The 11,947-nt window shown below is 36.7% G+C and carries 12 protein-coding genes; all 12 read right to left on the bottom strand.

The genetic code is table 11. The features are described 5' to 3' along the window. Positions 1 to 75 precede the first annotated feature (75 nt). Positions 76 to 1,017, bottom strand: a complete 942-nt coding sequence (argF, locus tag FERPE_RS04755; protein WP_014451518.1) for an ornithine carbamoyltransferase — start codon at positions 1,015 to 1,017, stop codon at positions 76 to 78. A 159-nt stretch (positions 1,018 to 1,176) separates the two neighbouring features. Continuing rightward, the gene (locus FERPE_RS04750; protein WP_014451517.1) at positions 1,177 to 1,629 is read right to left on the bottom strand and encodes a hypothetical protein; all 453 of its coding nucleotides are present in this window, start codon (positions 1,627 to 1,629) and stop codon (positions 1,177 to 1,179) included. Positions 1,630 to 1,673: 44 nt separating this feature from the next. Further along, complete coding sequence (locus tag FERPE_RS04745; RefSeq protein WP_014451516.1) at positions 1,674 to 2,402, bottom strand: hypothetical protein; 729 nt, start codon at positions 2,400 to 2,402, stop codon at positions 1,674 to 1,676. A gap of 11 nt (positions 2,403 to 2,413) precedes the next feature. Next, on the bottom strand, positions 2,414 to 2,992 hold the full coding sequence (gene yqeK / locus FERPE_RS04740; protein ID WP_014451515.1) for a bis(5'-nucleosyl)-tetraphosphatase (symmetrical) YqeK: 579 nt from the start codon (positions 2,990 to 2,992) through the stop codon (positions 2,414 to 2,416). 38 nt (positions 2,993 to 3,030) lie between these two features. Continuing rightward, positions 3,031 to 3,324, bottom strand: coding sequence for a DUF503 domain-containing protein (locus FERPE_RS04735; protein WP_245530448.1), 294 nt, complete (start codon positions 3,322 to 3,324; stop codon positions 3,031 to 3,033). A 13-nt stretch (positions 3,325 to 3,337) separates the two neighbouring features. Further along, the gene (gene hslV / locus FERPE_RS04730) at positions 3,338 to 3,898 is read right to left on the bottom strand and encodes an ATP-dependent protease subunit HslV (protein ID WP_014451513.1); all 561 of its coding nucleotides are present in this window, start codon (positions 3,896 to 3,898) and stop codon (positions 3,338 to 3,340) included. Between the two features lie 40 nt (positions 3,899 to 3,938). Then, the gene (locus FERPE_RS04725; RefSeq protein ID WP_014451512.1) at positions 3,939 to 4,940 is read right to left on the bottom strand and encodes an L-threonylcarbamoyladenylate synthase; all 1,002 of its coding nucleotides are present in this window, start codon (positions 4,938 to 4,940) and stop codon (positions 3,939 to 3,941) included. Between the two features lie 6 nt (positions 4,941 to 4,946). Continuing rightward, positions 4,947 to 5,840, bottom strand: a complete 894-nt coding sequence (locus FERPE_RS04720; RefSeq protein WP_014451511.1) for a phospholipase D-like domain-containing protein — start codon at positions 5,838 to 5,840, stop codon at positions 4,947 to 4,949. A 40-nt stretch (positions 5,841 to 5,880) separates the two neighbouring features. Beyond that, on the bottom strand, positions 5,881 to 7,017 hold the full coding sequence (locus FERPE_RS04715) for an ABC transporter permease (protein WP_014451510.1): 1,137 nt from the start codon (positions 7,015 to 7,017) through the stop codon (positions 5,881 to 5,883). A gap of 15 nt (positions 7,018 to 7,032) precedes the next feature. Next, a complete protein-coding gene (locus tag FERPE_RS04710; RefSeq protein WP_014451509.1) occupies positions 7,033 to 7,914 on the bottom strand; it encodes an ABC transporter ATP-binding protein in 882 nt (293 codons plus the stop codon). A gap of 23 nt (positions 7,915 to 7,937) precedes the next feature. Beyond that, positions 7,938 to 8,939 (bottom strand): ABC transporter permease, encoded by a 1,002-nt coding sequence (locus tag FERPE_RS04705; protein ID WP_014451508.1) that lies wholly within the window; start codon positions 8,937 to 8,939, stop codon positions 7,938 to 7,940. 37 nt (positions 8,940 to 8,976) lie between these two features. Continuing rightward, a complete protein-coding gene (locus tag FERPE_RS04700; protein ID WP_014451507.1) occupies positions 8,977 to 11,889 on the bottom strand; it encodes an S-layer homology domain-containing protein in 2,913 nt (970 codons plus the stop codon). Positions 11,890 to 11,947 lie beyond the last annotated feature (58 nt).

Below are 11,947 nucleotides of genomic sequence, written 5' to 3'. Positions count from 1 at the left end.
TAAAAAACAAAGCGGTGGGTGTTTCCCACCGCTTTTGTTTGCAGTATCTCAGATTGTCATTCAGCACAACAATAATTAGAGCAATGTGGCAATAAGTATCGCCTTAATTGTGTGTTTTCTGTTCTCAGCTTCATCCCATACTCTTGATTGTTTTCCTTCGATTACTTCAAATGTAACTTCTTCGCCTTTTACAGCTGGTAGACAGTGCATAAAGATTGTCTCTGGCTTACCTGTTTTTCTCATTAGTTCTTCATTAACTTGGTATGGCTGGAGTAATTTTCTTCTTTCTGCTGCTTTGTCCTCTTCACCCATGGATGCCCAAACATCTGTGTAGATAACATCTGCACCTTTTACTGCTTCGTCTGGATTATCGGTAAATTCGATTGTTGCACCACTTTCTTTAGCAAACTTCATACATTCGTCAACAAGCCATTTTTCCGGTCTGAGAGATTCTGGTGAGCAAATAACGTAGTGCATGCCCATCTTTGCTGCTCCAACCATGAGGGAGTTTGCCATATTGTTTCTTCCGTCACCCATGAAAACAAGCTTAATTCCTTTTAGTCTTCCGAACTCTTCTTCTATAGTTTGAAGGTCTGCCAAAACCTGAGTGGGATGGAATAGGTCAGTTAAACCATTGTAAACGGGAACTCCTGAATACTTTGCAAGAATTTCAACCGTTTCTTGTTTGAAACCTCTGAATTCAATGGCATCAACCATTCTACCAAGGACTCTCGCAGTATCTTCGATGGATTCCTTAGCTCCTAGTTGTATGTCTTGGATGGAAAGGAAGATGGGGTGCCCACCTTCTTCTGCAAAAGCAGTTTCAAATGCTAGCCTTGTTCTTGTTGACCTTTTTTCAAAAATCAACGCAAGAGTTTTCCCCACAAATCTCTGATGCCTAATTCCTGCTCTGCTTTCTGCTTTAACTTGTTTTGCAATGTCGAGCAGGTAACGAATTTCCTCTGGTGTGTTGTCCATCAGTGAAAGAATGGAGCGTCCTTTCATATTTACTGCCATACGTGATACCTCCCTTGGAGTTTTTGAAGTGTTAAGGTCTGATAGCTGTGAATTATACTACACGAATAATCTCTACTTTTCAAGCCTTCATTTCAAGTGCATACTCTTGCAAAACAACGGATGAAAAACCATACGAAAAAATGCTCAGAAAATCAGTAGTTAAAAGGTATAACCGATAAGAAATTCAACACCTTCAACTTTTGAATTATCCGACAAATAGAACGAAAAAATACCAGTATTAAAAACAAAGTTTCCAGCGTAATATTTTGCACCAACACGAACTATGCTTGTTATCTTTTCAAAACCAAAACCTGTCAAAGGAAAGAGCATTCCGCCAGCTCCGTAAAGAGAGACCTTCCCAAAGTTGAGTTGAATATCATATTTGGCGATACCGCCAAACATACCAAGGAGGCTGTCAGAAAGGTTTGATAAAACCATTGCGGTAAAACCGGTGGTAGTGTTCGGAGCGTTTACTAGCTGCGAAAAGGAATTCAGCTCAACCGCAAATAAAAAGTTTTGATTGAAGGAATAAAACGTTCCTATGTTCAATTCAAAAGAAAAACCCAGGGAAAACATGAAAAACATAAATACAACAAGAAACGCTTTTTTCATACTAACCCTCCTTCTCAAGCTTTTTGAATGTTTTAAGAAAGCAGTTATTTATTAAATATACTTACAAGTTCATTTAGTTTCTCTTCGTCTAAGTAGGTCCTGTAGTAAACGTTTCCATCGACTGTAATCTTAATTGGCATTGTCGTAAGCAATGGAATTTGGACATTTTCAATACTAAATCTTCCCAGTGAATAGTAAAATTTTGCAAGTGCTGCTTCTGTAATTGCAGATTCCGGACGTAATGCCGTTATTTGACTTTGCAAAGATAAATAGTCTAAAAACTTTAGCCCACGTTTGCTGTAGGTTTCAACTAATTGATTCATGTCTCTTACTTTCAGCTTCTTAAAAAACTCTTCTTTTTGATAAACAACGTAGGAGTAGTCTGGTTTCAGAGCAAGCAAATCGATAAAATACGTCAGAAAATCCCTTGGACTTGCTTTTGTTGCATCTAACTTCTTTGAATTGATAAAAATCGTTGGTGGGATGTCAATTACGTAAATCGTTCTTTTTTCACCATTCACTATAAAGAGCTTGTTTGTGATTTGTCTACCCACCACTGTCTCTATGTTGGACGTGCTTACCGGGTAAACAAAGTAATATACAGAAGTCTTGTTTAAATCAAAATCCGGGGAATTTCTTACAGCCATGATTTTGATACCAAAATAAAGACCAGCAACTAGAAGAATAACACCTAAAACCAGCAACGCAATTTTTGCAGAGGCTCCTTCTGTTTGCCTTTTTTGTTTACCAACATATCTTTTGTTTGTTCTCATAGTTTGAACTTTCACTCCTTCCCTTCAACTAATTCATTCCATGTTTCTATTGTAAGTGGTAGTAGATAAAGGTTATGAGTCACTGCATAAGTGATTTTGTTTTTAATTATTTCGAAATAGGCGATGTTCAAATCGTAAAAAGCTATTTCTCTAAGTTGGTTAACTTTCTCATAATACCTTGTGAATTCCAGGGAATCAGCTAACACAAGGGCTTTTGCATATGGTCCGAAATTTGGATGACCTGACGTATGATAAGCAACTCCTAAGAGCATATCTGTGTCAGCGATTTTGTATTTTCTTTTTAGAAACTCAGCAGCAACTAGTCCATGTAAAAGGATAGGACGTTTTTCATAAACACCTTCCGTGATAATACCATAGCTACTGGCAATCTTTTTTAGCTTTTCAGCAGGTAAATCTCTAAAAAGGTCATGAGCAAGTGCCATAATTTCTAATTTATCACTTTCCAAGTTATACCTTCTTGCTAATTTGAGACAAAACTCAACAACTCCGTTCACGTGTTCTATTCTTTCAGGCTTTACCAATTTGTCAACTAATGCTCTTAGTTCTTCTATGATGAATAGAGTGTTCATAGGTTACCTCCTCAGGTTACATCTTTTGGTATTTGAGTTTAAAAATGATGGTAATCATAGGTGAATTCTTCTATAGTATATCGACCTTCTACATAGTTTTCTATAGTATCAAATTTTGCCTCAGCATCTGATTCGTTAAGTGTTGCAAAAGCAATACCTATAAGCACGTAGTCTTTTGAATCTTGTCTTCCCGATTCTATGACAGAGATTTCGAACTGTTTTCTTAAATCGTTTACGAGGCTTCTCACAATACTACGCTTTTCTTTTAGAGAATTAACACCAAAAAGTCTAATAAGTATGTTCCCATACGCAACAACCATAGGTTCTATCACGTCCAAAGGAGTGTTACTCTAATTCTTCGACTGTTATATTTTCATTCGTATATATACATATCTCACTAGCAATTTTCAAAGCCTCTTCTGCAACTTTTCGAGCATCAAGTTGAGTATTTCTAAGTAGAGCTCTTGCCGCGGCTAATGCGTAGGGACCTCCTGAACCGATAGCAGCTACATTTTCATCTGGCTGGATTACTTCGCCAGTTCCTGAAAGAATCAATAGATGTTCTTTGTCAGCTACGATAAGCATTGCTTCTAACCTTCTTAATGCTCGATCCAATCGCCAGTCCTTTGCAAGTTCGATAGCAGCTTTCAATAAGTTTCCGTTCCATTCACGGTATTTTGTTTCAAACCTTTCGAGTAATGTCATTGCATCCGCGACTGCACCAGCAAATCCAGCAAGAACTTTTCCATCTCCAATTTTTCTGACTTTCTTAGCTGTGCCTTTCATTACAGTTGCTCCGTAGGTCACTTGACCATCAGCAGCCATTACTACTTTCCCATCTTTTCTAACTGCTATAACAGTGGTCGAATGCCAAAGATTTTCTCGTGTTCCAAAAGATTCAGCCATACTTTTTTCCCTCCTACCGAGACTTGACGCTAACCGATTTTCAAAACTTTGAAACTGCTTTTTTAATCCTATTCATTATCGAGAAAAATATGCCTTCTTCCGGCAATTTCTCAATTACAGCCTCAGGATAAGGACTCTTATCCACAAGTCTTAAACTTTTGTAGAGATTTTGTGCGATAGTGTACGGCCTTGCATATTCTCCAATTATATGTATATTTTTGGCATCTTTTAGATACTTCTCACAAGTTTCCAAAGTACACAAAATTAAGACATCTTTATTAGCATATTCCTGGATTTTCTCAGGTTCAACCATTTTTAATGTTTTCTCTGGAGCGTAATGCCGGTATTTCATACCAGGTGCAAGTGGCTTTTCATCAGCTTTCGGAACATAGAATTCAACCCCTCCAAATTCTTTGAATATCTCGTTCAACTCTTCGATAGTGATAGGACCAGGGCGAAGGACAAGTGGTTTTTCTTTTGTTAAGTCGATGATAGTTGATTCTATACCAAAAGCGCTCTCTCCCGCATCGATAATACATTCCACAAGGCCAAATAGATCCTCTATTACACTCTTTGCATCTGTCGGACTAGGTTTGCCTGATAAATTTGCACTGGGTGCTGCTATTGGTCCCGCACATTGAGCCAATCGTTGCGCAATGGGATGAGCAGGAATACGTACACCTACAGTGTCCAATCCAGCGGTTACTTCAGGTGGAATAATTGACTTTTTTTTAAGAACAAAAGTAACAGGTCCCGGGGTTAGTCTTTTGATTACATTAACATACTTTTCCTCAACATAAGCTACTTCGTTTACTTGCTCGAATGAAGCAAGGTGAACTATCAAAGGATTATCCTGGGGCCTGCCTTTTACTTCGAATATCTTCTTAACAGCCTCAGGATTTAATGCACAGGCGCCAAGCCCATAGACTGTTTCGGTAGGAAATGCTACCAATCCACCATTTTTGAGAATATCGCAAGCATATTGGATATCATCGTTATACAAATCCGAAATTTTAATTACCTTTGTTGTATTTCCGTTCATTTATTCTTACCAACTCCCATTTAGCAATGCTTTGAAAACTTGCTCATACATCTTAACAATCCTTCGGTCTTTTGTATTCCAAATCATCTCAACGTTTTTGTGAAAGCCACTTTCTGTGTAATTCGTGGACCCTGTAAATAGTTCGTCATCGACTATAATAAATTTGTGATGTAACATGGTTCTACTAATGATTTTGCAGTTACCTTGAAGATATTTCGATATGCGACTTCTTAAAAACCATTTGTCAGTTACAATTTGAACATCTATTCCTTGGCTTTGTTTCCATTTAATCGAAGCCAGTATATTTTCATCGGTAAATGCGTACATGCAAATGTATATTCTCTTGCGAGCTTTCTGTATAGCTCTGAGTACCTTTTCTTCGGGATTATCTACAGGTGAAACCAAGAAGCCTTTGACTGTTCCAATTTTACCATATTCCCATAGGTTTAGGAAGAACTCTTTAAATCTCTCGCTATGATTTTTAGGAAACAAAATAAGGTCATTTAGGCCTGTTTCTAAACCACTTACACTAAAATTAGCAGAGCCAAATATTACACCATTGTCATTTACCATAAACTTTACATGGTGCAACCCCTTTGAAGCATCAAGTTTCGAAGGAAGTCCAAGAACAGGTTTTTCGGTAAGAATCCTAACATCAACGCCGTTTTCTTGTAATTTTTTGAGGGCAGAAAGAATTATTGGATGACTCACATCAAGTGCGGATACGTAAAGGAAAGTATCAGAAGAGTTTATGAATTCTAAAACGAAATTCGTCAGTGCTTTTGTTTCAGTAAAATGCACGGAGATGTCTAAATTTGTAATTTGCTTTTCGATTAATAACACGAGAATAAGCACTGAAAGTGCTGAAAAGACAATTATCACTCCAACGTTCTTCCTCATTTCTGTTGTCATCCTCTATGTTTGATATTTTGATATATTCTCATTGTTCAGCAACCTTTAGCCTTTTTGAGAATATTAACAGATTAACCCCTAGGAGCAATATGTATATTATCGGAACGAGAATGTGTCCTTTCTCGAAACCATTTAAGTGTTTTGGCAAGCGTAAGGCATCAACGGTATACGTTAGAGGTAAGAAACGGGCGAAGTTTTTAACTACTGGATTTGCAAACTTCAGAGGGAAGTAAAAACCCCCTGCAAACATCTGAACTTGGAAGTATATTTGTCCTAAAACGAAGATTCTGGAAGGTTTGTTCTTAGAAAAAATCAAGACATTCAGACTTAACAACGTTAGTAGAACACAAGCTATTGAAACGTGTAAAACCATTGAAGGTAAGTACTTACCAACGTCAACGCCTTTTAAATTTGCAAATAAACTTAGAACCGATATACCTAAAATCAGTTCAATCATGTTAACAAGAGCTGTGAAAATAAGAATATTGATGATGTTAATTGGCGTAGTGTAGAATCTGCGCAACATTCCCCTTCTGTAAAGGTATTCGACTTCGCTCATAAAACCAAAAATGAATACAGATAGTATCGCCATTCCGATAACACCAGGATAGATAAATTCGTTGTATTCAAACTCACCTTCGGACAGTTTGTATGTTTCAACAGAAACTTCTTCCCTTGTTCCAAGGGAATTAAAAACGCTTGATAAGATGTCCCCAGCAAGTTTTGACTCCTGTCTTATAGGAACATAATAGATGTTAACCAATACTTTTCGCTGGAATTTCGTCTTTTGAAGAATTGTTGCTATTGAAAATTCTGAATCAAAGTTTTCTGGAAGCACTACAAAAGCATGGATTTTTCCAGGACGCAACTCGTTATCTAACTCTTTCAACTTGGAGGATTTTTCGGCATCGCTTGCAAAGATTATGAATTCAGCCTTGAATTGTTTGATGTCACTGAATATGTTTTCTAACATTTTACTTTCTCCAAGAATTTTGACTTTTAGCTCCACATTTTCCTCAACATTTCCAAAGATTGTTGTTAGAATCAAAAACAATATCGTTGGGAATATTACCAACCAAAAAACTGATTCTTTCGACCTTAAGAAAAATTGCTTAAACAAAGAAATAAATAGTTCAATCAAACTACTTGTTTTTGTAGGTTTCATATGTTTCTCCTACCTTTAGTCAATTTTACGTCCTGTGAGTTTAAGAAATACATCCTCCAGTGTAGGATGTCTAAGTACAAAGTTTCTGACGTTGACTGCCAGAAGTTTTTCGATAACAGGTATTGGGTCTGCTACGGAGATGTATGCATATTCTCCTGTAATCATCATCCCTTCGAAATTAATCTTGTCTGCATACTGTTTTGGGAATTCGATAACAGAGTTCAATCCTGAGGATGAAATGAGTTCCTGGGGTGTTCCCTGAGCAATAATCTTTCCGTGGTCCATGATATATACTCTATCGGATAGTTGGTGCGCTTCCTCCATATAATGGGTTGTAAGAATTATCGATTTTCCTTCCTTTTTGTATTTTAGAATCACATCCCAAAGGTGTCTTCTTGCCTGTGGGTCCAAGCCCACCGTTGGTTCGTCTAAAAAGATGATATCGGGATTATTCAAAAATGCCAGTGCAACTGCTAATCTTTGCTTTTGCCCACCAGAGAGATGTTTGATTCTTGCATTTAGTTTTTCACGTAACTGAAATGTGTCAATTATCTCTTCGAAATCCACTTTTGTGCTGTAAAGAGACGCGTACAATCTAATGGTCTCAAGTACGGTGAGTTCTTCGAAAAAGAAATTTTCCTGTAGACAGACACCTATTCTCTCTTTTACTTCATCCGTTATTTTTTCGTATTTTCCAAAGTAAACTATTCGACCACTATCGGGTTTCCTCAGGCCTTCGAGCATTTCAACTGTCGTTGTCTTACCCGCTCCATTTGGTCCAAGTATAGAAATGATTTCTCCTTTCTTTAGTTCTATCGAAACTCCATCTACGGCTTTTACCGAGGGATAATATTTTTTAAGGTCTTTAGCTACGAGCACAAAATCATTTTCTGCCACACATACCACCTACCAAAATTTGGCTATTTATTCTCAGAACGCAAAAATTTCCTCGTTGCAAAGCTTGCAATTGTTATTCCCGAAAAAATGAAGGCAGCGTTTATCATGTAGAAGCTGAAATCATCGAGCACAGGTATATTGTAGACTTTTTGGAATAACAAATGTACGTACCTTGGTGTTGTGAGATAAGAAACAAAGCGAAGAGCCTTTGGTAAGAAGTCTATGGGAAAGTAAACTCCGGAGAAAAAAATGAAGATAGTGTAGATTATTTGTGCAGCGCTTTGGGCTGCGTTTTTGAATAGCAGTCCTATGATTGTACCAAGCGCGAGGTTCACTAAGACAGAACTTATCACAACTAATAAATACTCAGGTAACTGTGAGAGACTCACTTTAAGATTTGCACCAAATATAAATTTTGAAAGTAAAAGTACAGCAAAAGACGAAACAATTCCAGTTATCGTATTAGCACTGGCACTGCTCAAGAGCAGTTTTAAAGAAGAGATTGGAGTTACGGAAAGTCTTTTGAAAAGTCCGTATCTTACGTATTCAGAGTAAATACTAACTCCTGCATTCATTCCAACAGAAAGTAAAGAAATAGCGATAACTCCTATCATTATGTACTCAAGAGATGTCAGTTCTTTACCAACCTTTACATTGTTCAAAACAACTTCCACAGGGATGGTTGAGCCCTTACTTGTATACCTTAGTTTAAAAACTTGGAGTTCATAATCAATTTGTAGAAGATTCGACTTTACGAAAACCAGGATTTTTCCATCCTTGCCAATAATAACTGCATCGTATGGGCTGCTTTTTATCTCTTCATCGGTTGGAATATTTGAAAGCTTAGTCCAGTTCTCGAAATCAATAATTACATCCCTGTCTGAATAAAAAGCAACAGACGGCGCCGTCTGTTGCTTTCCAAACACTGCTCCAAACAGGATTAAAAAGACAATAGGAAGAAGAATGTTCATGAAAAACAAGAACCTGTTTCTAAGGTTGATAAGAAGAAAAGAGTAAAATAGCATGCTTTACGCTCCTGTTTGTTTTGAGGTTGTTGTCACTTTACCTCCCTATTATTAAGTAAGCGATGATACCAGTTGTGGCTAAACCGAGAATAGTTAACCAACTTTTTAGAGATTCATTCTCTGACTTTAGCTCTCTTAGTTGTTTCTGTAAATCGTTCACTGAGTTCGAAATCTGTGATAACTGCTCATGGTCTGCTTTACTTTCTGAAAGTTTCTTAATTTGTTCATTGGTGAAGGTTATGTTTTCTTGATTTTGTTGAACATATATCTTTAAGGTTTCGACTTCTTCTTTCAATTTAACTAAGTTTTCTGAATTTCTTTCAACTGTTTGTTTAACTTCCGAAAGTTCATCGTGTATTGTTTTTTGAGCTAAATCTATTTCCTCAATTTTTTCGGTTAACTTGGCTTCAACTTCGTTGATTCTTCCCATCATGTCGTTTTTGAGTTTATCGAGGCTTTCTGAAATTTTTGTTGTCATATCGTTTAATTTCACATCCACAGTATCATTGGTAGCTATATTCCCAATTAAACCTTCAAATCTGGAAATTCTTTCCTCGATGTTTGCAAGCTTATTCTGTATGTTGGCAACAATTTCACGTTCTTCGTCTAAGTGTTTTGTCAAATTTAAAAGTTCGTCTTTTGAAGTGTTTTGAGCAGTATTCAATTCATCTATTGATTTTGCAAATTCCTTTGTTTTACTGTCAAGTTCGTTTAAATTTTCTTCCAAAAGGTCCAATTTGGGTTCGAAACGCGACAACTTTTCAACGAGTGTAGAGACTATGGCAACCATCTTTTCAAAATCTTCCTTTGAAAGAGCCTGTTGATGAATTTCCAGTTTTTGAATCCTTCCTTCCAGTTCTGAAATTATCATTCTCATACTTGCGATTGCTTGGTTGTTTTCATTTGCTTTCTGTGTAAGTGCATCAAGTTTTTCCTCAAGCGCTGATACTTTATCGTCACGTACCTCAATAGTCTTAGCAAGCGTTGTGGTTTGCGTTTTGAGATCATCAATTGATTTGGTTATCAAATCAACTCTAGTTTTTAAATCACTGAGCTCAGCATTTATGGTGGTATAGTTTGCTTGAGGCAGACTCGTAGTTTGATACGTTGTAATATCTGTGTCTTTGCTCATGTTTTCCGTTGAAGCTTCTAAATTTTGCAACCTATTTTGGATTTCTTTTACTTTGTCTTGAACGTCCAAAACCATAGATAATACCTTTTGAACATTTTGATTAACGGAGTTAAGTTGAGCGATTGTTGCTCTTTTTTGGACTTCGTCTTCCACCTTTTTGACTTTATCCTTCAAAGAGTTTACTTCCGATAAAAGTGTTTGATAACTTGATTCCTGAGCAAGCCTTGAAGATATATTTGCTAACTTCAAAGATAGGTCGTCGGTTATTTTTGAAAGTTCGACATATTTGTCAGAGATAGTTTCCAATTTTGCTTCGAGTTCATCGATTCTTTTGTTTTTCCTTTGAATGTCTTCAACTAAGGCTTGCACGCTGGTGTTATCAACAGGAACCAATTGGAGCTCCGTAATCAACTCTTTGATTGACTCTAACTCCAATCTAAGTAGCTCAATTTCGTCTTTTTTAGCATAATTTTCATTTGTTTGGTATTTGTCCTCCAATAGTTTTACCTTTTCTACTATAGAATTTATGGTATCCTCGATACTTGATAATCGTTTTAAACTTTCTTCGAAGGCTTTAATTTCAGCATTTTCAAGGATCTTAGCTTTAAGTTCTTCGATAATCGTTTCACTATATTTTAGTTCGGTAGAAAGCTGCATGCTGGTTTCTTCTTGTTTTACTGAAGTCTTGTCTGAAAGTTTTTGGATTTCCTTTGAGAATTCATCGAGTCTTTTCTTTATCTCTTGGTTTTCGCCAAGCAAATCTTCAAGAGCTTTAGAAACACTGTCCACACGCTGTTTAATAAGTTTAACTTGGTTTTGAATATCCTGGTCACTCTTTGAGAGATTAGCTATACTTTCCTGTATTATGTTGATTTCCGAAAGTATTTTCGATATATCTTCTTCGTTTGGTGGTTGAGGTTGTTGAGGAATCGTTTTTTCTTTAAGTGTTTTAAGCTCTGATATCGAATTCTGGATTTCAATAACTTTTTTACTTAGCTTCTCAACGTCGGTTTTTAAAAGTTCCAGCAACGACACTCTCTCTTTCAACTCTTTAATTTCTGTTTCAACTGTGAGGGTATCTTCAGAGGTAGGCTCCCGGACTTGAAGACTACTTTCAAGTTCTTTCAGTTTGGAATTCAAGGTTGCCTCAAGTTCCTTCAATGTGTTATTTATCTTCGATATCGAATCTGAGAGGGCTTTAGAAGATTTATCGAGGGTTTCCAAACGAGAATTTAGATTTGAGTATTTGCTGTTTAGTTCTTCTAAAGATGTCTTCAAGGACTCTTGAGTTGCACTTAATTTGTCTACTTTTTGATCTACGGCATTAAGAGAACTGTTTGTTTTGTTAAGAGCTGAAACGTAACTTTTGAGATCTTCAGACACTTTTTTCAGGTCCTGTGAAAGTTTGTTTAAGGACGTTCTAAGTTCTTCTATATCGCTTTTGAAATTTGATTTCAGGTCGTTTTGCTCTTTCTTGAGTGTCTCAACAGACTGCTTAACATCTGAAATTTGACTTTGTTGAGGCATGTCAGACAGTCGTGCTTGAATGTTTGTAACTTTGTTATCGATCTCCCTTAGACTTGAATCAAATAAAGAATACAACCTATACAGTAACATGGCAACCTGGAACCTTGTTAGAGTTTCATTTCCTCTAAACGTTCCATCTGGAAAGCCTGACACGATTCCAAGATCTGTAAGTTTTTCAACAGCTTCGTAAGCCCAGTGTGATTGTGGTACATCTTTGTATTCTCCATACAAAAGCACAGAAACAAAAAGGACGAAGGTAAAAACTACCCCTCCCCAAATACTCTTGGTCATATGTATACCCCCTTGGTAGAGATTATGGTACTAATTCTATTTTATTATAACAAAAATA

This window comes from Fervidobacterium pennivorans DSM 9078 (assembly GCF_000235405.2).
Classification (GTDB): Bacteria; Thermotogota; Thermotogae; order Thermotogales; family Fervidobacteriaceae; genus Fervidobacterium; species Fervidobacterium pennivorans.
Note: the sequence above shows the minus strand (reverse complement) of the source record. Positions and strands in the feature narration are given on the sequence as shown.